Source organism: Halonatronomonas betaini, assembly GCF_015666175.1.
In the GTDB taxonomy this organism is placed as follows: domain Bacteria; phylum Bacillota; class Halanaerobiia; order Halanaerobiales; family Halarsenatibacteraceae; genus Halonatronomonas; species Halonatronomonas betaini.
Map to the genome: position 1 here is coordinate 136,443 of NZ_JADPIE010000002.1, position 22,467 is coordinate 158,909.

Here is a 22,467-nt window from a genome sequence, read left to right on the forward strand (position 1 = left end):
TTTTTTACGCATAATTTACCTCTTCTTCATATACTGAAACTGTGATTCCATTTAATCTAATTTTATCTAAGAGTAGTTCTCCTTGATTAGATGCTAAAATTGCCGCCGGTGAAGCTGCTGCTGAAACTCCAATTGTATCTTTAACAAAATCTGACTTTTTTATATTTAATTCATCTTCAATTTTTTTGATTTTATTTCTACTGATTATTTCAAGTTCTAAATTATATTTCTTAGTATATTCTAATATAGCTGGTTCTTCTGCTTTTAAATCAATTGTAGCCAGCTTTTTTATAGACTTTTTATGAAGGTTTAATTCTGAAATTATTCTGCTTATAGACACTTCAACATCTTTTAGAGATATACCTTTTTTAGCCCCAATCCCAATAACTATGTTCTTTGGAATCATCTGGAGTTGATTATCTTTTAAATCATGTTTATTATTGGAGATAATCAGGTCGAAACCTGGTTTTGAGCCTGAATAACTCAGGCGATCAAGTGAATAAAAATCTACCTTCTTCCATGATGGAACCTCAATATTGTAATCTGTATAAAGGTTTATTTTTCTATTGTTTACAAGTGCTGCATTGGCTTTAGTGAGTAAGTCAAATGGCTCCAATGAACAGTCTAATTGAGAAGAAAGCAGATCAACAGCCAATACTCCCTGAGTGTCAGTTGCAGTAGTTATAACTGGCCTGGCATTTAAAAGATCTGCTAATTCCTGACTCATTTGATTGGCCCCACCAAGGTGCCCGGATGCTGTACTGATGACATTTTTCCCCTGCTCATCGATAGTTATAATTGCAGGATCAGTTCTTTTATCAACCAGGTAATCCTTAATAAGTCTAATGACTATCCCTAAAGCCATTACAAATATCAGGGCATCATATTCTTTAAATTTTTCAACTATTAGATCTTTTAAGGATCGATAATAATTACAATCGATTTTACCAGTATTAAATTTTTCCGGTATATAGAGATCCAGGTCTTTTAAGTTATTCTTTAAGAGGGCGCCAATATGAATACCGCCTTTAGTTAAGGTTATTACAGCAAGCTTTTTCTTATTGACAAGAAGTTTATCCTTTGCCATTATTTATCCCTCCAGATATTCTATAAGTTCCTCAATATGATGATAGCAGACTGGATAAGCAATCTCTGGGCGTTTAATTATAATCACCGGTATTTTTAACTGACTGGCAGCTTTCAATTTTTCTTCCAACCCTCCAGTTTTACCTGCTGCCTTAGTTACTATAACATCTGCCTTATATTCTTTAAATGCTGCCTGGTTGAATTCGGTTGTAAATGGACCCTGTGCTGCCAGAATATTAACTGGCTTCAGTCCTATTTTATAAGCCTTTTTTAAGTATTTTATAACTGGTAATATTCTAGCAGTTATACGATTTTGATAATTATCAACCTCTTTAGCGAAAATATCCAATGATTTTGAGCCAGTTGTTAAAAAAATATTTTTATATTGGCTAGCTTCTTGAGCTGCTTCTTGATAGGATTTAACCTTTATTAAAAAGTTATTTGAATACTGCTCTAAATTTATGTTGTCCCGCTCAAAACGGAGATAATCTATATTTAACTCTGATGCTGTTGCAATAGCATTTATTGATGCATCTTCAGCAAAGGGGTGGGTTGCATCTATAATATATTCTATTTCTTTATCTACACAGAACTCTTTCATTTTTGAAGAATCTAGTTTGCCCTGATAGACTTTAACAGGATATTTAGATTCAACTATACTCTTTCCATACTTGCTTGTTACTGAAACAATTAATTTCTTATTTAAGCTGACTAATGCTTCAATCACCTGATAACTATCAGCTGTTCCTGCCATTATCCAGATCATAAATTATACCCTCTTGGAGTTATAAGTTTCCCTTCTGATATATAGCTTTGAGAATTACCTATAATCACTGTTGATAGCATATCTACTTTTTCTAAAGGCAATTTCTCAAGTGTTGTTAATAATTTTTCCTGGCCCTCTCTACTAATGTTTCTAACTATACCTACAGGGGTTTCAGGAGAACGCTTATCTAAAAAATATTCTTTAGTGAAATTAAGTTGTTTCTTTCTGCGACTACTTCTGGGGTTATAGAGAACTGTAACAAAATCTGCCTGAGCAGCAGCTTTTATTCGCTTTTTAATCTGCTCCCAGGGAGTTAAAATATCGCTTAAGCTAATAGTTACGTAGTCATGCATTAATGGGGCTCCTAATACTGCTGCAGCTGCATTAGCTGCTGGCACACCTGGAATTACCTCGACATCTATCTGGTAGTTCTTTTTAGTTATTAATTCCATTACTGGCCCAGCCATACCATAAACCCCGGCATCTCCACTGCTTATAATTGCAGTCTTATTACCTGCTGCAGTATATTCAATTGCTTTTTCAATTCTATCTTTTTCTTCACGCATACCACTGGTATATGTTATCTGGTTTTGAGAAATTATATCTTTTATTAGTTTTAGGTATGTTTTATAACCAACTATAACATCGACTTTTTGCAGAATATTATTGGCTTCAATAGTCATTTTCTGATTGGAACCAGGTCCGATACCAATTATATATAGTATTTTATTAGTTGCTGGCAATTTATTTCCTCCTTTAAAACTTTTAATATCCTGTTTATATATCAAATTACTGGTATTATAAATGGTCTTTTATTTGCTGGATTAGTTTTAATTAAAGCTTCTAAATCAAAGATGCTAGACAGCATTTCTTCTGTTATTATTTCTTCTGGGTTTCCAATGGATACCTTCTCTCCTTTTTTTAAAACCATTAATCTATCACAGAACTGAGCTGCAAGATTTAAATCATGAATAATAGCTATAACTGTTAATTGATTTTGTTTAATTAATTCCCTTGCAAATTTGAAGATATCTATACTATGATTTATGTCAAGATGTGAGGTAGCCTCATCAAAAATTAATATCTCTGGTTCCTGAGCTAAAGCTCTGGCTACTAGTACTTTTTGAAATTCGCCACCTGAAAGCTCTCCAGTAAACCTTTCTGTAAATTTATTTAAATTAAGTTTATCAATTATTTTATCTACTACTTTTCTGCCAGATTTATCATCTTTCTTAAACTTACTCTGATGAGGATAACGCCCCATTTCAATTACTTCTCTAACAGTAAAATCGCCTTTAAGCTGGCTCTTCTGAGGAACTACTCCTATTTTTCTTGCTATTGATTTTCTGTCTAAAGAGGATAATGATATTTCTTTGTTATTAAAATATACCTGGCCATCACTTTTTAAAACACCAGTTATATTTTTTACCAGGGTTGTTTTGCCAGATCCATTAGGTCCAATTACACCAAGTAGTTCTCCTGATTTTACCTGAAAGTCTATATCTTTTAAAGCCTGTAGTTGACCATAATTATATGAGAGTTTTTCTGCTTTTATAATCATCTAAGCTTTGCCCTCCTCTTAATTAGAAGGTAAATGAAAAAGGGACCACCAATAACTGAAGTAATAATTCCAATTGGAATCTCTATAGGAGCTATAACTGTTCTGGCTGTGGTATCTGCTATTAATAGAAATAATGCACCACCTAAAGAACTTAAAGGCAGTAAAATCTTGTGATTATTCCCAACTAAAATTCTTAATATATGGGGAATAACCAGACCTACAAAGCTAATTAAACCTCCGTAGGCAACTGAAATAGCTACTATAAATGTCGAAATACCTAAAATAATTTTCTTAGTTCTTTCAACATTAACTCCAAGATACTTAGCCTCTTCTTCTCCACTCATAAAGATATTAAGTTCTGAACCAAAACAATTAAGAATTATTATACCTAAAATAATTGTGGGAGCTGCATAAGTTATTCTCTCCCAGCTGGCATCTCCAAGATAACCCATAAGCCAGACAATCACCTGGAATGAATCTTCTCCACTATAATATATTAGAAAAGAGGAAATAGCGCTATATAATGAACCCAATCCAATACCTAGCAATAGAAGTAATGTAACTGATGAGCGCTGATTAACTCTAGAAAAAAGATAGATTATTGTAGCTGTTAACATCGATATTACAAAAGCAAACAATCCATAATAAGACGGGGAAAGTCCCATTGTAAAAGCTATTACAGAGCCTAAAGAAGCACTGGCCGAAATTCCAATCAGATAAGGACTGACCAGTGGATTCTGGAATAGCCCCTGCATACTAAGGCCTGAAGTTGCTAAAGTCGCCCCAACCAGTAAAGCCATTATATTCCTTGGCAACCTAACATTTTCAATTATTATTCTATCTGTCCTACTTGCAAAAAGTTCGGCTAATCCTAATCTTGAGCCAATAATATTAATGATTGTACGATAAGATATATCTATTGAGCCTAAACTTAGAACATATATAGATACCAGAATAAGTAATGAAAATAATATAGCTGTTATTAGAAAATTTCTTTTATTCATAATTAGGCTCCTGACTAATTGCGTTTAATAAACTTTCTCATTTAAAATTGTTATTCCCTCAATAACCCTTGGACCAAGCCTTAGAATATGTTCTGTTGCAGGCTCTATAATATTACCTTCTTTAACAGCAGTTAATTCCTGCCAGTTTGAGTTAGTTTCTATATCTTCTCTTCCTGCCATAACAAGGATAATATAATCAGGATCTTCAACAAGTATATCCTCAAAGGAGATAGTTAAACTACTATCATTATCATGGGGAAAAGCATTTTCTAAGCCAGCAAGGGTAGCAACTTGATCTGCAACACTCCCTCTACCAAATACTTTAGGTGGTTCTACAGTAGAGAAAATAGCTGCTGTCTTGCGTTCGTCATCTTCAGGTGATTTTTCAATAGCTTCTTCTATTTTTGTTTCTAATCTCTTTACTTCTATTTCAGCAGTTTCTAAACCACCTAAAATTTCACCATAAATAAGCATATTATTTAGAATATCATCAATATTATCTGGAGAAACAAAGGCAGTTCTATATCCTAATTCTTCAGCTTTATTTAAACCGGCTTCACTCATTGCAGCTCCCAGGATCAAATCCGGATCAATATCTACTATTTTTTCTATATTTATATTTCTAATAGTTCCGACATTATTCAGTTCATCTACTTCTTCTGGCCAATTGGCTGAGCGGGCTGATGTAGCTACCCCTACTAAGTTATCAAACTGACCGATCATATATAAAGATTCTGTTATTGCAGGATTTAATGAGATGACAGTTTCGACATCAGTTACATTAATCTCTTTACCCTGATCATCAATTAATATCTCTCCATCTCTAAGTTCCAGAGCTTCTGTCCCTGTTCCCACACTTAATAATAATAATCCAATAAGTAATATACCTGTTAATAGTCTTAGTCTTTTCATTTTAATCTACCTCCATTTAGTTTTTTATTAAATTATTAATCTTATTTAGATACATTTGCTGGACACCCTGGTATTCACCTAAGCCTTTAAGAATGTTTTCAACATTAAAGCCCTCTGATTCTAATAGATTTTGCCAGCTATCCCTGCCTTCTCCAGCCATATCATTGATAGCATGATCTCCAGCTACCAGCATTAATGGGGTTAAGACTATATTTTTACTTTTAGCCTGACTTAAATTTGAGATCACCTGATCAATACCTGGATAACCTTCAACAGCACCAATATGAAAATTACTGTAGCCTTCTGCTTTAAAGGTGTAATCTAAAGCTGGATATGTTGCGTTTGCAGGATGTTTGCTCCCGTGTCCCATAAAAACCACTTCTTTTTCTCGGGTATTTAAAGCTGAACTCAGGGTTTCAACAAGTTTTAGATAATCGGACTGATCTGTTAAAAGAGCATTCCCTAATTTAATTTCTTTAAATTGATTTTTAAATCTATTAACTTCTCTAGCAATTTCATGAAATTCACTACCATTTATTATATGGAGCGGCTGGACTATAACTTCCTCATAACCTTCTCTATATAACTCTTTTAATGCCTCTTTAGGATTATTTATCGATATATTGTCCCTCCTTTTTAATTTATTTATGATCATTTGAGAAGTAAATGCACGCTTGATATCATAATCTTTAAACTCACTGGCAATCCTTTTTTCACAGGCTTCAATCGTCTTTTTTCTGGTCTGATGATAACTGGTACCAAAACTCACTACCAGAATGGCTTTCTTTTTCTTATCTGCTTTCCTATATTGATGACTATAATTTTTATCATAGAGTTTAGATTTTTCTCCCTGACTGGCCAGGAAATCACCAACTAAAATTAATGCTGTCTTTTTGATATTAGCTTCAATTGTTTTTTCAGGTAAGTCAATTAAAGTTGTTCTAATAATTTTTTCTTCAGGCCAGGATACCTTAGCCACAACTGCAACCGGGGTCTCTTGATCATATTCTTTAAGGAGTTCCTGCTGGACTTCTTCTATCATTTGTACACTAAGGAAAATAGCCATTGAAGCTCTAGCTGAAGCCAGCTTTGATAACTCTTCTTTTTCTGGTACAGGAGTTCTTCCAGCCTGCCTGGTTAAGATTACTGTTTGAGAAATGTCTGGCAGGGTGTATTCAACTTCAAGGGCAGCAGCTGCTGCCAGAAATGAACTGACACCTGGAATGATTTCATAATCAATCTCATTTTCTTTAAAGAGTTCAATCTGCTCTTTAATAGCCCCATAAATTGAGGGATCTCCTGTATGAACTCTAGCAACATTTTTATTATTTTCTTTTGCCTCTTTGATAATTGCAATTATTTCATCAAGGTCAAGTCTGGCACTATTATAGACTTCTGCAGACTGGTTATATTTTAAGATTTCCTGATTTACCAGGGAGCCTGCATAGATTATAATTTCTGAATCTTCGATTGCCTTTTTGCCTTTAACTGTGATTAATTCTGGATCTCCGGCACCGGCACCAATTATGTAAACTTTCATCAAATGCCCTCCTTCTTAACTATAAGAGTTGATAAGTAGTTAATTTTTGATTTTTTGATTTCATCTATATTATCGATATAAAATTGATCGCTGAAACCTGTTTTGCTTCCTAAGAGCATTTTGTCCTGAAGCCCCTGGTTCTCAAGGATATTAAGCAGGTTATTTAAATCTGTTGTCGGCTTTAAGATAACAACTGTATTAAAATTATCCAGTATATTTTTAAACTTTTCTTCAGTAAAACCGGCTTCAAGGATTGCTAGATCGTCCCCGGCTTCTACTAGATGTAAATTATAGCCTGCTGCACAGGACAAGATAGAAGTCACCCCTGGTACAGTTTCAACTTCAAGTAATTGTTCTCTATCTTTTAATATTTCTTTAATATAAATAAATGTACTGTAAAGACAGGGAGCACCTAGAGTAATGAATGCACAATTATAGCCTTCTAGCAGTTTATCTTCTATTTTTGAGGCAATCTGCTGACGGCTCTCGTTTAATTTATTTTTATCCTTTGACATTGTAAAACTTAATTCAATTAATCTATCCTGATAATCAACTTTATCTTTTATGATCTTTAAGGCATTTGAATCTTTATCTCTTGCCTTTGGAGCAAAAATATAATCAACGTTATTTAAAATATTAACTGCTTTAAATGTTAATAAATCTGGATCACCTGGTCCAACTCCTATACCATATAATTTACCTGACAAATCATTCACCTCTCCTATTCTGATATTTAATAATGAATACCGGCCTCAAAGGTGCAAACATCTGATAAGAACCTTTTGTTTCTAACCTATTAACAGCCAGACTTATAATATCTATATTCAAATCATTTTTGTTGAAATATTGACTGGCTTCAGTTAAAGTGTTAAGAGTAACTGCTGTCATTACCAGGATGCCTCCTGGTTTTAACTTTTTTAATGATAAATCCAGTATCTCTATTAATTTTCCTCCACTGCCGCCAACAAAAATTCTATCTGCTTTTTTTAAGTTTTTAAGTTTTCCCGGGGCTTGGCCTGGAATGACTTCAACATTATTAAGATCAAATTTAGTTATATTTTCCTTTAATACTTCTACTGCACCAGAAGACCTTTCTAAGGCATATACCTGGCCCTTATCTGATGCCAGAGCTGCTTCAACTGTAATACTACCTGTTCCTGCCCCGATATCAAAAATGATATCCTCAGGCCCAGGCTGAAGCTTGGCCATTATAACAGATCTAATTTCAAATTTAGTCATAGGTGTATCATTTCTAATGAATTCTTCGTCTGGAATACCTGGCAGATTATATTTCCAAGTCTTCATCATAAATCACCATCACATTTAAATCTGAATAGTTTTGGGCTGCAATTTCTTTAAGACTGCCTTTTGTTATATTCTCGCTGGAATAAGAAAGGTCTTCACAGACAGCTGCTTTTTTATTTTTTATCTGATTTTCTATTAGTATTCTGGCTATCTGATCTGGAGATGAATTCTGGTCGGTCAAAAATACTATTTTAGGCTCATCTTTAACCAGATTTATAAAATCATCACTGATAGGATGGCCATGGAGGCTAACTATCTCAAGATCGTCCCATCTCATCTGTAACCTGGCAGCTGCAAGTTGAAGAGAACTTATACCTGGAATAACCTCAAATATATCTTTGTTGAACTCTCTCTTTAAATAATTCATAAGGCTAAATAACCCTGGGTCGCCTGAGACCAGTACTGCTATTTTTTTGCTCTGATAGTTTCTAGCGATAAATTCTTTGATTTTTTGAAGCTGAGCAGTAATCTCCATAGTTTCTTTATTTAAATCTGAAAACAGAGATAGGGCCCGCTTGCTTCCAATTAATACATCTGCCTCTTTTATTTTTTCTTCAGTAATTTTTAAAAGATAATCTTTACTACCTGGACCAATTCCTAAAATATTTACTTTAGCCAATATCTAATTCATCCTTTCTCAGCCCTTCTGAGCAGCCTATAAACCCTGCCTCAAAGGTGTAGATCATTGTATCAACTGATATATTCTTCTCCAGTCTGGTCTTGATTTTGTCTCTGATTTTATCAGCCAGCTGATTAAATATTTCGCTATTACCAGTAGCAATCATGTCTGCAGCTATTTCTTCAGCAGTATTAGCCTGCATTATCCTGTCAATAATCCCCTGACTGGCTCCATTTAGTGCTGCCTGGGCAGCTATAATTTCTCGCCTTCCGTCTGCTACTTTACTATGAGTATTAAAGATGCCACCAGCTATTTTAATTATCTTGCCGATATGGCCTATAATTAAAATTTGTTTCAACTCCAGGTCATTAGCTTCATCAAGGATATAGCCAACAAAATTGCTCATTCTGATGATTTCATCTTCCTGGTAACCCAGTTCAAAGGCTTTATTTTTGCCATGATTGCCAAAGACAAATACTAACTTTTCTCTGCCAGACTCAGCTGCCTGCTTAAGTTTTAGGGCTAAAGATTCTTTATAAGCCGATTCTGACATCGGTTCAACGATACCAGTAGTTCCGATTATAGAGATGCCACCTTCAATACCAAGATCTGGATTGAATGTTTTTGCAGCTGCCTTCTCTCCTTCTGGAACTATAATCTCTACTTCCAGGCCACTGCCAGGTTTCAAATAATCTTTAATTGCCTTTTTTATCATCTTCCTGGGAACCGGGTTTATTGCTGGCTGGCCAACATCTACTGCCAGGCCAGGTTTAGTGACCGTTCCTACTCCTTTTCCACCTTTAATAATAATTTCATTCTGCTCAATCTCTTTTATTTTAGCAATAATCTCAAGCCCATCAGTTATATCTTTATCATCACCTCCATCTTTTTTAACAGAAGCTAATGCAGATTTATCATTAAGGATATAATTCAAAATGTCTAATTCTACATCTATACCTGCTGGAGTTGGGATGATAATAGTCCTGTCTTTCTCATTTTTAAAGAGTAATTTAGCTGCTGCTTTTGCTGCTCCTGCTGCTGCAGTCCCAGTAGTATAGCCCAGTCTATATTCTTTGCCAGCTTTTTTTATATATTTGTTAAAAGCCATATTTATCACCTACATGTAAAGGATCGAGTTGATTATTGATGCTGCTACAGCACTCCCTCCCTTTCTTCCCTGCAATGAAATATGAGGAATATCTGACGCAATTAATTTGTCCTTTGATTCTGCAGCCCCAACAAAGCCGACTGGTGTTCCGACGATAAAATCAATCTGTATATTTTCTTCCTGGTTTAATCTGATTAATTCAAAAAGAGCAGTTGGAGCATTACCGATTGCAAAGACTTTTTTACCTGGTTCTTTAACTGCCTTTCTCATTGACATTATTGACCTGGTAAGACCTGTCTTTTTAGCCTCTTCTCGAATTTGTTGATCTGCAATATAGCATTTTAACTGACCACCATATTCTTTTAATTTGTTAGTATTAATGCCAGCTTTAAGCATATTTACATCAGTAATAATATCGGCACCTGATTCAATTAATGATCTTAGCTGGTTAATGCCATCTGGTGAGAGCTTTACTTTATCTACCAGGTTAAGATCTGCTGTTGCATGAATAACTCTTTTGATGACCTGTTTTTCTCTTTCGGACCCTTTTAGCTGATTTAGTTCTTTTTCTATTATTTTCATACTCTTTGATTCAATTTTTTCTGGGTTATTATCCTGCATACTTACCACCTCTTTAAATTCATTTATATAAGAAATAAATTTTATTATAATAAAAAATACCCAACCCGAAGGTTGAGTATAAAGAGTAAATAGCCACATTTAGATATAGTTCAGCCTATAAAAAGACCTGATTTGCCTATAATAATGCAAAAAGAGTGCTATAAAGCTGGCTATTTATCTACTCTACCTGCTTTCGAGGTCTCTGTAGATAAATACTACCAGGCAGGTCTCCTGACTTACAGGATTAATGATTATTCCAACCTTCCCTGCTATAATAAGCAAGTGGTCATTATGAAATAATCTCCTGATTACAGTGGCGGGCCCGTTCAGGTTTTACACCTGATTCCCTATTCTCCTCTGGCCGTAACCAGAGGCACCTGATAATATAATATTTTGTTTTCTAATTTAATTATTCAAGATAAAAATTAAAATTCCTTTTTTATTTCTTAAATCTTTTTTATTAAAGGCTTAGCAAGAAATTTTTGCTAAAAGAAAATTTCCTCAATGTTTTTAATTATAAAGGTGGCATAGATATTGAATATAGCTGCTTCAGTTTTTTCAGATAATCTTTCATAGGATTCAGTTTCAGTTAATTCTGGGTTTTTCTCTGCATAGTCTAAGGCCATCATACCATCTCTATCCTGCATGGTTGGATCTGCACCAAAATCCAATAGGGTATGAATAATTTCTTCTGAATTATTGAACAATGCTTCATTATCTTAAATCAAAAACGAATGGAGCTCATAAACAAATATTGCCTGATTAAGCCAGTAAAACCACAGTATTGCAGAACCTATGCCTATATATAATGAATGGTCCCTGTCATATTTAAGGAAATAAATAAATCCAAGGCTGACTAATGTTACAATTCCAAATATAAGAGGAATATGGCCTGCTGGAGGCTGATATATAAAGAATAGATACTGTAAACTACCATGAATAAATATATTAAAGACAATTATGCTAAAAACTATGCCTATAAAAGCAACCAGAGGTGTATCATTTGTCAGGTTACTGAATTTTATGGATTTTTTACTCAATAAATATATAATTATAAATACCAGTAATACTGGAACCAGGATATTTACCAGGCCGTAATTGAATCCAACTATAGGATAAAAAAGATGGATTCCTAAAATAGACAATAATTCAAGTGGCGTTTCGATAGTGTTGAATCCCATCAACTCCATAACTCCAATCTCTTCTGGTTCTATTGTATTTGAATAATATATATCTCTTCCAGGAGAGGCTGCTTCTGTCCAGAATAAATGATGTTTATCTTCATGTTCTATTACATTTGAATTACTGCTGAAATTATAAGCCGGAAATATTCGTTTGTTTTGTAGGCCATTATCGCCTTCAGAAAAGCGATTTTTAAAGAGGGCTGCCTGTCCTCTTATTTCAAGATTACGGGAATTGATAATTACTTTTTCGTCACCATCAACAAAAAATGATGGATTTATACCAGGATTGCGGGAGAACTCTTGAAAATCCAGTTCATTATTTAAATGTCCAGTTATGATTATATTATTATCAATGTCACTATCAAGTTGAACCCAGGATAACCATAGCTCATTATTGTATTCTCCAATTTTTATGTTGGCATTATTTCCATAGGATTGACCAAGTTCTTCTGTTGCCTCAAATTCTCCAGTTTCAGTATCTAACTGACTGAGATTAAGTAGATAGCGGTTAAATCTATCATCATCACTGGAAATGAACATTTTCTCTGGATTAATTTCCTGCCAGGCTAAGAAGACTTCATTATCGATAGAGGCTAACTTTGGATAGCCTATACCCTGTTCAAAGGTATGGGTTATTGAAAAAATTTGTTCTTCATAAAGCTCATCATAACCCTTAATGGATAGAATGTTTTGCCCTAATTCTTGATCCCTTTCACTGTAGGCTAAAATAAGCATATCATCAGTTTCAGTAATGCTTAATGAACCTGGAAAACTTATATCTTCCTGCAGAGTAACCGGGTCACTTTCAGCAGTTAGATTTTGAGATTTTAGGTTTTGATTGCTGGAGCTTGAACCGGCAAAATAAAAGAGGTAATCTTCATCTGCAACAGAGATTGCCTGGGGAGCTACTACCTGGCCTACTCTGACAGGTTCAGCTTCTGCCAGAATTTCGCCACTGTAAACTATATCTTTTTGTTTAATAATTCTCTGGCCATCATCATCTTCAATGGTAAAAAGACTATAGCCCTGATCATTCAATAGAATATCATAGGATCCAGTCGGTACGTTTGCAGCAACTTGAACTGGCTGTGACCAGTCTTCTAATCTCAGATGCTGAATTTCATCTGGATTATTCTGATAAAAATTAAAATAAAATAAGGATAGTACCAGCAGGATTACAAATGAACCGATAAAAAATAGTAGAATAGGCCTTAAACTCTTCAACTTAACCCCTCCAGTTTTTGTGATATAAATATTTATTAAAGCTATCATTTATCTAATTAGTGATTGCTTAAAATTTTCCTTTTTATTTTTTTGATTTTTTGATATTAGTTTTGAATTACTATCGGTCTGATCTCAGAAAAGTTAATAATCAGAGAAAGTAAGTGCAAGAAAGGTCGAACTTGCAAAAGTGCTGCATTGTTGTAACATTTTAGGATAATAGAAAACTGAAAGAGCGATTCTTTGAGCCAGACCTGTAGTCCAGCCCATAGAATCGCTCTAAATTAGCTTTACTTTTATACTTCTGGAATCATATCCTCTAATTCGTCATCGATTTCCATTCTTTCAATTTTCTCTGAAAAAGCCTTAAACCTGGGGCTAATAATTTTAAGTTCTGCCCCAACTTCAGACATGATAGGCTGGATTTCCCTAACAAGATATTGATTAACTAAGGCCTCCTCTTCCTCTGTAATATCAAAATCCTTTGGAGAGTTTTTAACTTCTTTTAATAATTTGGCTGGATCTTTTTTGCCAGATATAATATCATCTGTTATTTCAACTGAGTTGTTTTTTAGTTCTGCTAAATATTTTTCATCATACTTTTTATATAACTTATTTAAAATACCTGCAAGCTGATCCTCAACTTCAAGCTCATTATAAGAATCGAGTTTATTTATTAATCTTTCCCAGGCCGCTTTTTTCTTTTCATCATCTAATTTTGAATCAAGGAGGTAAGAGCTGTTGACTGCAGCGAAAATATATCCCAGTTTACCTGGGAACAACCTTAAAAACTCCTTTAAAAGATAATCTTCTCTTTCTTTTGCTGCCGATTCGAATTTGCTTTCTTCAGCCGCCAGTCTCCTTAGAATATCCTCGCTATCCTGTTTAATTAGGTTAGATAAGATCTCCTTTTCAGTTTCTAGTGACTCTAATTCTTTTTCGATAGTTTTTATCTTTTCCAATATAACATTTTCTAAGTTGACTTCTCCTGAAAATATTTTTTTTATTTTTGTAATTGAAAGGCCATACTTCCTTAACAAATTAATTTTTTTAGTTTTTCTAAATCCTTTACTGTAAACTCTCGATAATTATTTTCTGGATTCTTATCTGGAGATACAAGTCCCTCAGATTCATAATAATAGATGGCTTTTCTGGTTAACCCTGTCTCTTTCATTACCTGATTAATTAACATGTAAATCCCTCATTTCTTTTGGTTTAAGTTAACTATAAACTATAACCAAAGGTTAAAGTCAAGGGCTATATAGATATTAAGATTTTAATGAATAACTATCTGATATTTCGGTTTTCAGGTTTTAAGATAAATAACAGCTAGATTCCTTTATAACCACCTTTAAGCTGTTCTGTATTCATAGTTTTTCCATTTCCTGGCCAGTTTACGCATATCCAGGACTGGTATTCCGAAGACTTCTGCTGCTTTATTAATGGTTATCTCTTCATTTATTATTAGTTTTCTGACCAGGGCCTGAAGTTTTTCATTTTTATTAATATAGTCCTCTGGTTCAGGCTCGGTTTTGTTATAACCGGCATCTTTCAGCTTTTTAAATAATGAACCTAATATTCTATTGTCAATATAACCATATTCTTTTAAAGTAGTGATAAGTGCTTTTGCACTAACACCAAATTCCTGCTTCTTTTCTATTATCAAGTCTAAATCAATATAGCCATCAAAGTAATAGCTGTAATTTTTTAATACATTTCTCTGGATAAGAAATGACATGGCAAAATGATCCGCTACCTTTTCCCTGATATCCTTGATTCTGCTATAACCTTTTCTGGTGGAATTAAGGTTAGTTCTTTTATATAGTCTTTTCCATGTTCCTGGATATAGCTTTCAATTATTTTAAAGCCGTAATAATAGCTGAGCCTGGGAGGCCAATCAGGGACCTGAGTCAATTTTTCTTCCTGCATGGCTTTAGGGGCATTAAATAATAATATTGACTCATCCAGACTTTTCTCTTCTATTAATTTGAATAATTGCCGGCCATACTCTGCCTCATTAGCTTTTATCTGCTCTAGCTGCTCATCTGAGTAGAGCAATATTTCCTGCAGGTTATAAGAACTATTTAGCATAGATGAAAAATAGGCTGCCAGGCCATCATCAACAATTAAATTTTTAAAGCTTTTCTCTCGATTGATACCCTCTTTTTTGAGCCGGCTGTAATGATAGATATGGAATAGTTCATGGCTGATTGAGGGCAGAATGACTTTTTCTAAATCTCCATATTCTCTAACTACTTCCATTGCTATAACTATAATATTCCGGTTATTAATTTGATCAATATAAAGACCTGAGCGGAAATCGCCTATGAGAAAGTAGATATCAAAATCTTTGATCTCACCTAAAATACTGTTAGCCTCTTTGATAGTCTCTTCAACCTGGATAAATTTAAAATCTTCGATTGCTTCGATTACAGGCTTAAATTTTGCCTTTTTCCAGCCAGCTACCATTTCCTTAAGCTTATGGATATCTGAGCTGCCCCAGCGGCTAAAATGATTATCTAAGACCCTTTGGTTGGGCAGATAATAATGTTCTCTATATCTTTTCCGCCTGATCAGATTCCAGGTCAGGATAGACTTTTTTATCATTGATAATTTGAATTGCATAGGAAGATATAAATATTATTTCTTTTTTGGTTTTTATTATATATAATAGGTTTAGAGGTGATAAATTTGAACATTTTTTCAGAAAGATTAAAGGAATTAAGAGAGTCTAAAGGACTAACAATGGTTGACTTATCAAGAAAAATGGGTTCAATATCTCAGTCAGCTCTATCCAATTATGAAGCTGGTACCAGGAAACCAGGTTTAGAAATATTGATGGAATTAGCATATTTCTTTAACTGTTCTATGGATTATCTGGCTGGAAAAACTGACTATAAAAACCAGGATGAACTATTAAAGAAATACCCTATTGAAGGAGAAGATGTCTTAGAAATTATTCAAGGTATAGAAATTTATGAAGAGAGTGGTTTATCGGTAGAAGAAATTAAAAAGCTTTATGAGTATATCAATATTATTAAAGACATTTAAATTAATTTTATTGCACATAAAAACGCTTTTCCTTTCTATCACAATTGATCGGATGAGCAGTCGATACATTTATTAAGATCTATCCAGGAGCAGAAAATCTATATCAGTATGATCAGAGTACAGCAGCCTTTCCAGTTCTATTTTTAGGGCTACCGATTGCAGCTTTAGTTGCTAAAAACTCTAGTTATAATATAAAAATGAATAAAAAGAGTATCTTTAACTTTGCAGTTATTTTCCTGATTATTGAATAATTATTATTTAGAGGCATTATTTTTTCTCTGGCTGCCAGTATATCAGAAATCAATATAGTTACATTTAGCCTGGCAGCAATAGTTTCAGCTTTTGCTTTCGGTATCACTCATCCATTACAAGTAAAAATACTCTTGCAAAATTCCATTACTTCCTGGTCTACTCTTACTGGATATTTATATCCAAGCTCCTGGCCGACTTCTTCAGCTAATCTTCTAAAAATATCAGTCATCTTAATAAATGCTTTCCAGTTAGCTGTTATATCAGCTCCTGTATAGGTTTCTTCTAAATCAGCCCAGATTTCTGGCCTAAGGTAATCCTTGAAATTTTTGCCTAATGCACCGGTTTCCACTGACCAGTCGTTTTCCAGCCCGATATACCAGTCTATGATTTTATGTAAATATGAATATCTAAGGATATTATCCAGCATATACTTAGCATAGGTTATCTCATCTCTCCAGAGATATTTGGGAACGTAATAGGCATTCCACCAGAACTCATTTACAAGGGTTTCATATTCTTCTTTGCCTGGCTTATTGATAATATACTCTGAATAGGTCGGCTCTGTTAACTGGCAGGTCAATTGATCTTTATCGATTAAGACTTTATAACCGTTATCATATGCATCTGGCTTTATCTGTTGCTGATCTGTAATCTGGAAATCTATTCTGACGCCATCTTTAAATAAAATAAGCCTGGTAATCCAGTTGCCTGGCTTAAAGCCTGTTGAACGGGGTTTATAAGGCCAGCGGACCATAATAGGACCAAATGGCTCAAGCCAGCTGTCATCTTTCTTGAAGATACTCAGATCAGAAACATAAAGTTCGATATCATAATCAGATAGAAAATCAATCTCTGCATCAGGCTTTACCCGGGAACTTGTTAAGATTGCAGCCCTAATAAAATCTTTTTCTTTAGCCCATTTTTTAAATTCTGATAAAACTTCTTTTTCTGTTCTCATGAGAACCTCTCTTCCAGTAAATTCAACCCTGCAAAAATTAAGTTACTGCCTGGCCTTCGATGGTTACCAGGCTGTTGCAGAAGAGGTGAAAATAATTATAACCCTCTCTGGCCCATAGAGCATGGCAGCAACTCGATTGCCGCTGTGATCTATATTGACAATGTGGCCTGTAGATAAGATGGCGTTAGTTCCTGTGAGATGCCAGTCAGTTAAAAGAGATATTAAAAATACCTCGACCGCTTTTATATGTCATGGTCAAATCTTTTATTTCATTTAAAGACTTAATATCTCTCCCCACAGCAATTATTTTACTCCCAGGCTTTTCCTGGCCATTTCTCTATATTACCTTAGCCCAGATCTAATAGCGAATTCGGCAATATCAAGTGGATATGTGGCATTATATTCTATAATATGTTTCATCATATTTGGCCAGACATAACCGCCTGCTTCTTGATAATAAGAGATGAGCTTATCTAGAGCCTCTTTACCAAAAATCATATAGTAGGCAACAAAATCTTTTGCAATGTCACTAACTTCTGCTTCTGTCCAATCGATTAAGCCTGTTACAGAAGAGTTATCATCAATTAGAATATGACCGGCATGTAGCTCTCCATGTATTAAGGCTGTTCTATCAGGCCATAGCGAATCATCATCAAGCCATTTTTGCCATCGCCGCCAGAGTGTCTGATTAACATTGAACTCTTCTTTAACCTTTTCCATGCGGGTTCTCATATTCTTGCGACATTGATCAATTGTTTTGAGTTCAATACCTGTATTTGCAAAATCCTTAAGATTTATTTGATGTAAAGATACCATTGCTTCGGCCAGAGTTTTGATAAACTGTATAGGTAAATTCTTTTCATCTATTTCCCATATATATCTCTCGGCCTCTGGATCAATCGTTCCAGCAGGCACTCCTGTTAATAGTTGATAAGCAATTAATTCTTCAGTATAAATTTCCCAGATAGGCACTTCTATAGATATTTTGCCATTTACAAAATCAAGAATCTCTTTTTCTTTCTTACTTATGGCCATTACATCTTTTCTTCTAGGAATCCTTAACACCCAGTCTTTTCCCTTTTCAGATTGTGCCATAATAACCTGGAAATCAAGGCCAGACTCATTATATTTTAAAGACTCTTTTTTTAAATTCAGCCCATGTTCCCTGGCCATTTCAATAATTTCTTTTTTATCTTTACTCATTTTTTTTACACCTTCTTTTTTTTAATATAAAGAAAAACAATATCAATATCAGATATAGTCATGAAATCTTCTTTTTTATTGATTTCTCTTCACTGGCAGCTATAAGACCTTCTACTCCAGCCAGTAGTCAGAGAGATAACCTTTGTCTTCTCTATAGAAGGAGTAGCTTTAATCGGCCCGATTGAGGAAGTATCGGCTGTTATTTTAATATTTAAAGACGCCAATGTTTTTCTAGCAATAGCTCCTGCAGCGACCCTGACAGCTGTTTCTTGTCCAAGAAGCACGGCCACTTCCCCGGTGGTCTCTAAAACTGTATTTTAAATCATAACTATAATCGTATTGAGCCAGGCGATAAACATCTTTTAAAGCAGAGTAATCTTTGGATTTCTGATTTTTATTAAAGATTATCATAGATATAGGTGCCCTGTTGTTCTTCCCAGGAATACTCCTGATAATATTTCTATTTTATCTCCTTCTTTTCTCAGGGTAGCAAAAGGAGACTGGCAGGACAGCCATCTATTACAACTCCCAGACCCTTCCCATGGGATTCACCCCAGGTTGAAATTTTAAATATGTTTCCTAATATTGAACCTGACATGTCAGATCACCTCTCTGTTTCTTCTGTGAATTCACTGTTATAAAATATAATTTCATCAATACTTTTCTTCTTTGTAACCTTCATTTCATCATTAGGGTATCCAAAAGCTATTATTTCTGCTGGAATGTAACTCTCAGGCAAACCTAATAATTTAGATAACTGATCTACTTTAAAATAAGAAACCCAGGTAGAACCAATCCCATGTTCTAAAGCTGCCAATACCATATGAGTTCCAACTATCTTGGTCTGATGTTCCTCTTGATTTAACTTACTATAAAGTTCTTTATCCATCTTTTCAATTTCATGTTCTAACTCCGGAAATCTTGCTTTTTGTATATCCCTTCCACCTCGTTCATCTGATACTATATAAGTACATAAAACAATTAATAAATTTGCATTTCTAATCCATTTTTGATTATATGCTATTTCAGAAATTTTCCTGATCAACTCTTGATTATTAATAACCCCAAATTTCCAGGGCTGTTCATTACCACCTGAAGGCGATATTCTCCCTGCTTCAAGTATATAATTAATAATTTCATCAGGAATATCTTTATCTATAAAATTACGGACACTAGACCGCTTCTTTAGTAAATCCAATAACACCTTACATCTTCCTTTCTACTTATAATCTAAGTACCTCATTCAAATAATTTTAAAGCCGCTGATATATGAAACTGTTGCTGAAACTGGGGAAATTCCTACTATATGGCCCTGGGCCTTTTCAAAAATTAAGGATTATCTTTTTCTTTAGCAGTTAAACTTATCTCTTCCCTTTAATTCTGTCTCTGTCTGCCTGGCCTTCGATGGTTACCAGGCTGTTGCAGACTCGCTGGGTGGATGTACAGTCGATACATTTATTAAGTTCTACGCAGGGTGGATTGAAAACTAAACTAACTTTTGAGTTATTTTTCCTTCTCCATTTCTCACTAATATATCTGCATAAGCACCATTAATAAAAGTCAATTGGGGAGGTAGATGTCCTAAATCGACTTCATAAATAACTGGTACCTCTAAATCGGATAATGCATACTCTAATGCATCAGTAAGTCTAAAGTCATCTACATCTCTATATCCGTCAACCCTTCCATATAATATCCCCTTACAATTTTCAAACCAGCCATTCATTTTCATTTGCCACAAAGTTCTATAGATATCAGTTGAATTCATTTCGCAACTCTCAAAATACCAAATCAAACCATCTTCTTTATAATCATTTTTATATCTTTTTACCAGATCAAAGGGAGTTCCTATCAATTTGCAGATGACATCTAGATTTGCTCCTATCAATCTTCCCTCACAATTGGCTTCCTTCTGATTGCCTAGAATCATCCATTCTACCTTTTCAGTTAAATCATAAGCAGGGAAATTATTTTTTGTTACCTCCAGCCATTCTTTCTGGTAATAGCCTAAACTGAATTGTGTAAATTTCTCTCCTGCTTTCTTACTTAAAATATCTAATACCTTTAATACAGATCTGTCAATTGAATCATTACCAAAATCAAGTAAATTAGGTCCATGTGCTGTTGCAATATTAAGTTTTAAAGTTAATACAAATAATAAAGTGCTTGTATCAGAGAAACCTAATACCCATTTAGGCTTAGCATTTTTTAGTTCTTCAAAGTTTAAATATGGAAGCATATCCATTAAAAATACTCCACCCCAGGGAGGAACAATTGCTTTTACATTCTCATCTAAATACAATGATGTAAACTCTTCTGCCCTAACTTCAGCTGGAGCACTGGTTAATTTCTTTTGTTTTCTTACAGATGCTGTTTCAATAAAATTATAACCTAATTCTTTTAACTGCTTTTTTGCATTATCTAGCTTTTTCGCAAAAACTCCGGTTACACCTGATGACGGTGCTGTAATTCCTATTGTATCTCCTTTTTTTAATGGTTCTGGATATTTTATCATTAATTAGTCAACTCCTTAAAAAAAATACATTTAATCATTATTGTAGATAGCTCAGTATTAAAGATATAAATGTTAACAGTTACTTATAATATATATTTTATTTTAATAATCATAGGAATCAAATATTTTACTTTAAATTCAAAATAAACTTTTGCAACAAAAGTTGTCTAAAAGAAAATGTCATTGCTTAGTAAAGTGAAATTTTTAAAATAAATATGAGTTTAATTAACTAAATGTCCACTATCCTTTAGATAATTTACAATTTCACTAAGCCCTGCCGTATTTATTGCTAAATTAATTTTCATAAAGAAAAGCAAAACTATTAATTTTATTCAATATTAAAGGGTAGTCTATTCTAATTCCATTAAAAATTTTCGAATATCTAATTCAGAAATTAAGTTATTATTTTTTAAATTATGATAAATATAAGTCTTCCCTTGTTCTAAATGAGAAGAACTTATACCATATTCAATTGATTTATATGCTTCGAGATATGCAGCTATTTGATCTGATAAACCAATTAGCTCACCGTCAAGTGGTGAAAACTCATCAAAATTATATTCATCATTTATTTTTTTTATGGTCACTTCTTTAATTTCTTCATTTTCAATAATTTTATTTTTGAATTCTTTTTCAGTAAAATATTTTAATTCTTTTTCAATAAAGTCTTCGATTAATGGATATAGTTGTTCAGATACAATTTCTTTTTCAATTCTCTTAACAATATCAGGTAATTTTTCTGTAGCTTTTTTTACTGGAGAAATTATATCTCTAGTAACTGCTTCTGGTAAATCATGAAATAAACCAGCAAAAAAATTATTATAAATTCTTTTGCCCGTTGGATTAAATTCACGTGTTATTAATAATGATAATATTGCTACAAGCATTGAATGACCTAAAACTGATGTCTTTGGGATTCTTGGAGATTGTCCCCATCTTACCTGATATCTCAATTGTTCAATCTTTGTAACAAAATCAAATAATTCTTGTTTCAAAATTAATGATTGCAACCCTTGGATGTCAGAAAATTGTTTAATATCAGCATTTAATTCTTTCTCTATTCTTTGCAAATCAGGAGTCATTGTATTTGAATTTTTAATTATTTCAAATTCTCTTAAAGAAGAATATTTATGGGCAGCTCTTAAAATTCTAAAATTTACATCATCTAAATTTTCCTTTTCATCTATATATTTATAAAAATTGTCTAGCAAATCTTGGTCCTCAATAATTATTTCATATTGCTGTACTACCCATTTATTTAATTTTTTAAATTCTTCGGGATATCCATCTTTAATTCTTCTATGTACTGGAGCTTTTATATCAGACAATACTATTTTTTTTAATAACTCAAATAAACCACCATAGATAATCTTATCCCACTCTATATCTTTCCCGCTTTTCTCTTCATACTTACCTAAAAAGTATGCAATCATCATTTTATGCCCACTTCTATCCATCTCATTTAATACAATTGGACGAATTCTATCATTCCAGCGTTCAATAGAAAAAGCTTCAAACAATTTTAATGCAAACAAACTATTAATCATTTCGATCCTCCTTG

The 22,467-nt window shown here is 33.6% G+C and carries 26 protein-coding genes, 2 pseudogenes and 1 riboswitch; of the genes and pseudogenes, 1 reads left to right on the forward strand and 27 read right to left on the reverse strand.

Annotated elements, in window-relative coordinates:
• Positions 1 to 4 precede the first annotated feature (4 nt).
• The 19 genes and pseudogenes from I0Q91_RS03725 to I0Q91_RS03810 all read right to left on the reverse strand — a co-directional run bounded on the left by I0Q91_RS03725 (position 5) and on the right by I0Q91_RS03810 (position 15,534).
• Positions 5 to 1,087 carry a cobalt-precorrin 5A hydrolase gene (locus tag I0Q91_RS03725; protein WP_270452952.1) on the reverse strand — a complete coding sequence of 361 codons (1,083 nt, stop codon included), beginning with the start codon at positions 1,085 to 1,087 and terminating at the stop codon, positions 5 to 7.
• 3 nt (positions 1,088 to 1,090) lie between these two features.
• Entirely contained in the window at positions 1,091 to 1,852 is a 762-nt protein-coding gene (gene cobK, locus I0Q91_RS03730; RefSeq protein WP_270452953.1) for a precorrin-6A reductase, read from the reverse strand.
• Positions 1,849 to 2,595, reverse strand: a complete 747-nt coding sequence (gene cobJ / locus I0Q91_RS03735) for a precorrin-3B C(17)-methyltransferase (protein ID WP_270452954.1) — start codon at positions 2,593 to 2,595, stop codon at positions 1,849 to 1,851. The genes cobK and cobJ overlap by 4 nt, the downstream gene beginning before the upstream one ends.
• Positions 2,596 to 2,636: 41 nt before the next feature.
• Positions 2,637 to 3,413 carry an ABC transporter ATP-binding protein gene (locus I0Q91_RS03740; RefSeq protein ID WP_270452955.1) on the reverse strand — a complete coding sequence of 259 codons (777 nt, stop codon included), beginning with the start codon at positions 3,411 to 3,413 and terminating at the stop codon, positions 2,637 to 2,639.
• On the reverse strand, positions 3,410 to 4,417 hold the full coding sequence (locus I0Q91_RS03745) for a FecCD family ABC transporter permease (RefSeq protein ID WP_270452957.1): 1,008 nt from the start codon (positions 4,415 to 4,417) through the stop codon (positions 3,410 to 3,412). Before I0Q91_RS03745 ends, I0Q91_RS03740 begins: the two co-directional genes overlap by 4 nt.
• A gap of 24 nt (positions 4,418 to 4,441) precedes the next feature.
• The gene (locus I0Q91_RS03750; RefSeq protein WP_270452958.1) at positions 4,442 to 5,329 is read right to left on the reverse strand and encodes an ABC transporter substrate-binding protein; all 888 of its coding nucleotides are present in this window, start codon (positions 5,327 to 5,329) and stop codon (positions 4,442 to 4,444) included.
• A gap of 16 nt (positions 5,330 to 5,345) precedes the next feature.
• Positions 5,346 to 6,107 carry a sirohydrochlorin cobaltochelatase gene (locus I0Q91_RS14395; protein WP_345790950.1) on the reverse strand — a complete coding sequence of 254 codons (762 nt, stop codon included), beginning with the start codon at positions 6,105 to 6,107 and terminating at the stop codon, positions 5,346 to 5,348.
• A 9-nt stretch (positions 6,108 to 6,116) separates the two neighbouring features.
• Positions 6,117 to 6,869, reverse strand: a pseudogene (gene cobM, locus I0Q91_RS14400) (precorrin-4 C(11)-methyltransferase); the annotation flags it as partial.
• A complete protein-coding gene (gene cobI, locus I0Q91_RS03760) occupies positions 6,869 to 7,576 on the reverse strand; it encodes a precorrin-2 C(20)-methyltransferase (RefSeq protein WP_270452961.1) in 708 nt (235 codons plus the stop codon). The pseudogene cobM and the gene cobI, both read right to left, overlap by 1 nt.
• Before the next feature lies 1 nt (position 7,577).
• Entirely contained in the window at positions 7,578 to 8,174 is a 597-nt protein-coding gene (cbiT, locus tag I0Q91_RS03765; protein WP_270452963.1) for a precorrin-6Y C5,15-methyltransferase (decarboxylating) subunit CbiT, read from the reverse strand.
• Complete coding sequence (cbiE, locus tag I0Q91_RS03770; protein WP_270452965.1) at positions 8,155 to 8,793, reverse strand: precorrin-6y C5,15-methyltransferase (decarboxylating) subunit CbiE; 639 nt, start codon at positions 8,791 to 8,793, stop codon at positions 8,155 to 8,157. Before cbiE ends, cbiT begins: the two co-directional genes overlap by 20 nt.
• Positions 8,786 to 9,901: a cobalt-precorrin-5B (C(1))-methyltransferase CbiD gene (cbiD, locus tag I0Q91_RS03775; protein WP_270452966.1), complete on the reverse strand. Its 1,116-nt coding sequence runs from the start codon at positions 9,899 to 9,901 to the stop codon at positions 8,786 to 8,788. The genes cbiE and cbiD overlap by 8 nt, the downstream gene beginning before the upstream one ends.
• Positions 9,902 to 9,910: 9 nt before the next feature.
• A complete protein-coding gene (locus I0Q91_RS03780) occupies positions 9,911 to 10,522 on the reverse strand; it encodes a precorrin-8X methylmutase (protein WP_270452968.1) in 612 nt (203 codons plus the stop codon).
• 204 nt (positions 10,523 to 10,726) lie between these two features.
• Positions 10,727 to 10,918, reverse strand: a riboswitch (cobalamin riboswitch).
• Positions 10,919 to 11,007: 89 nt separating this feature from the next.
• Entirely contained in the window at positions 11,008 to 11,229 is a 222-nt protein-coding gene (locus I0Q91_RS03785; RefSeq protein ID WP_270452970.1) for an ankyrin repeat domain-containing protein, read from the reverse strand.
• 12 nt (positions 11,230 to 11,241) lie between these two features.
• Positions 11,242 to 12,930 (reverse strand): hypothetical protein, encoded by a 1,689-nt coding sequence (locus I0Q91_RS03790; RefSeq protein ID WP_270452971.1) that lies wholly within the window; start codon positions 12,928 to 12,930, stop codon positions 11,242 to 11,244.
• 293 nt (positions 12,931 to 13,223) lie between these two features.
• Complete coding sequence (locus I0Q91_RS03795; RefSeq protein WP_270452972.1) at positions 13,224 to 13,889, reverse strand: hypothetical protein; 666 nt, start codon at positions 13,887 to 13,889, stop codon at positions 13,224 to 13,226.
• 71 nt (positions 13,890 to 13,960) lie between these two features.
• Positions 13,961 to 14,119: a MerR family transcriptional regulator gene (locus tag I0Q91_RS03800; RefSeq protein ID WP_270452974.1), complete on the reverse strand. Its 159-nt coding sequence runs from the start codon at positions 14,117 to 14,119 to the stop codon at positions 13,961 to 13,963.
• A 159-nt stretch (positions 14,120 to 14,278) separates the two neighbouring features.
• Positions 14,279 to 14,665 (reverse strand): hypothetical protein, encoded by a 387-nt coding sequence (locus I0Q91_RS03805; protein WP_270452975.1) that lies wholly within the window; start codon positions 14,663 to 14,665, stop codon positions 14,279 to 14,281.
• A gap of 14 nt (positions 14,666 to 14,679) precedes the next feature.
• On the reverse strand, positions 14,680 to 15,534 hold the full coding sequence (locus tag I0Q91_RS03810; RefSeq protein WP_270452976.1) for a DUF2268 domain-containing putative Zn-dependent protease: 855 nt from the start codon (positions 15,532 to 15,534) through the stop codon (positions 14,680 to 14,682).
• Positions 15,535 to 15,618: 84 nt separating this feature from the next.
• On the opposite strand from I0Q91_RS03810, the gene I0Q91_RS03815 reads away from it, so the two are divergent.
• Positions 15,619 to 15,978, forward strand: coding sequence for a helix-turn-helix domain-containing protein (locus I0Q91_RS03815; protein ID WP_270452977.1), 360 nt, complete (start codon positions 15,619 to 15,621; stop codon positions 15,976 to 15,978).
• Between the two features lie 184 nt (positions 15,979 to 16,162).
• On the opposite strand, the gene I0Q91_RS03820 is transcribed toward I0Q91_RS03815, so the two are convergent.
• The 8 genes and pseudogenes from I0Q91_RS03820 to I0Q91_RS03860 form a co-directional block, all read right to left on the reverse strand.
• A complete protein-coding gene (locus I0Q91_RS03820) occupies positions 16,163 to 16,336 on the reverse strand; it encodes a hypothetical protein (protein WP_270452978.1) in 174 nt (57 codons plus the stop codon).
• Complete coding sequence (locus I0Q91_RS03825) at positions 16,337 to 17,188, reverse strand: aminoglycoside 6-adenylyltransferase (protein WP_270452979.1); 852 nt, start codon at positions 17,186 to 17,188, stop codon at positions 16,337 to 16,339.
• Between the two features lie 63 nt (positions 17,189 to 17,251).
• On the reverse strand, positions 17,252 to 17,434 hold the full coding sequence (locus I0Q91_RS14475; protein ID WP_427854495.1) for an LUD domain-containing protein: 183 nt from the start codon (positions 17,432 to 17,434) through the stop codon (positions 17,252 to 17,254).
• Positions 17,435 to 17,530: 96 nt separating this feature from the next.
• Entirely contained in the window at positions 17,531 to 18,391 is an 861-nt protein-coding gene (locus I0Q91_RS03830; RefSeq protein WP_270452980.1) for a macrolide 2'-phosphotransferase, read from the reverse strand.
• 164 nt (positions 18,392 to 18,555) lie between these two features.
• Positions 18,556 to 18,989, reverse strand: a pseudogene (locus I0Q91_RS14405) (chorismate synthase); the annotation flags it as partial.
• Positions 18,990 to 18,995: 6 nt separating this feature from the next.
• Positions 18,996 to 19,595 (reverse strand): nitroreductase family protein, encoded by a 600-nt coding sequence (locus tag I0Q91_RS03850; protein WP_270452984.1) that lies wholly within the window; start codon positions 19,593 to 19,595, stop codon positions 18,996 to 18,998.
• Between the two features lie 282 nt (positions 19,596 to 19,877).
• Positions 19,878 to 20,906 (reverse strand): S66 family peptidase, encoded by a 1,029-nt coding sequence (locus tag I0Q91_RS03855; protein ID WP_270452985.1) that lies wholly within the window; start codon positions 20,904 to 20,906, stop codon positions 19,878 to 19,880.
• Positions 20,907 to 21,256: 350 nt separating this feature from the next.
• Positions 21,257 to 22,453, reverse strand: a complete 1,197-nt coding sequence (locus I0Q91_RS03860) for a YfbR-like 5'-deoxynucleotidase (RefSeq protein ID WP_270452987.1) — start codon at positions 22,451 to 22,453, stop codon at positions 21,257 to 21,259.
• Between the last annotated feature and the right edge of the window lie 14 nt (positions 22,454 to 22,467).

Excerpts from the sequence above, each read along its gene's own strand:
- cobK (WP_270452953.1), bottom strand. The coding sequence starts at position 1,852 with ATGATCTGGATAATGGCAGGAACAGCTGATAGTTATCAGGTGATTGAA.
- I0Q91_RS03830 (WP_270452980.1), bottom strand. The coding sequence starts at position 18,391 with ATGAGTAAAGATAAAAAAGAAATTATTGAAATGGCCAGGGAACATGGG.
- I0Q91_RS03745 (WP_270452957.1), bottom strand. The coding sequence starts at position 4,417 with ATGAATAAAAGAAATTTTCTAATAACAGCTATATTATTTTCATTACTT.
- I0Q91_RS03725 (WP_270452952.1), bottom strand. The coding sequence starts at position 1,087 with ATGGCAAAGGATAAACTTCTTGTCAATAAGAAAAAGCTTGCTGTAATA.
- I0Q91_RS03800 (WP_270452974.1), bottom strand. The coding sequence starts at position 14,119 with ATGTTAATTAATCAGGTAATGAAAGAGACAGGGTTAACCAGAAAAGCC.
- I0Q91_RS03810 (WP_270452976.1), bottom strand. The coding sequence starts at position 15,534 with ATGATAAAAAAGTCTATCCTGACCTGGAATCTGATCAGGCGGAAAAGA.
- I0Q91_RS03855 (WP_270452985.1), bottom strand. The coding sequence starts at position 20,906 with ATGATAAAATATCCAGAACCATTAAAAAAAGGAGATACAATAGGAATT.
- I0Q91_RS03740 (WP_270452955.1), bottom strand. The coding sequence starts at position 3,413 with ATGATTATAAAAGCAGAAAAACTCTCATATAATTATGGTCAACTACAG.
- I0Q91_RS03780 (WP_270452968.1), bottom strand. The coding sequence starts at position 10,522 with ATGCAGGATAATAACCCAGAAAAAATTGAATCAAAGAGTATGAAAATA.
- cbiT (WP_270452963.1), bottom strand. The coding sequence starts at position 8,174 with ATGAAGACTTGGAAATATAATCTGCCAGGTATTCCAGACGAAGAATTC.
- I0Q91_RS03860 (WP_270452987.1), bottom strand. The coding sequence starts at position 22,453 with ATGATTAATAGTTTGTTTGCATTAAAATTGTTTGAAGCTTTTTCTATT.
- I0Q91_RS03825 (WP_270452979.1), bottom strand. The coding sequence starts at position 17,188 with ATGAGAACAGAAAAAGAAGTTTTATCAGAATTTAAAAAATGGGCTAAA.
- I0Q91_RS03750 (WP_270452958.1), bottom strand. The coding sequence starts at position 5,329 with ATGAAAAGACTAAGACTATTAACAGGTATATTACTTATTGGATTATTA.
- I0Q91_RS03805 (WP_270452975.1), bottom strand. The coding sequence starts at position 14,665 with ATGTCATTTCTTATCCAGAGAAATGTATTAAAAAATTACAGCTATTAC.
- cbiD (WP_270452966.1), bottom strand. The coding sequence starts at position 9,901 with ATGGCTTTTAACAAATATATAAAAAAAGCTGGCAAAGAATATAGACTG.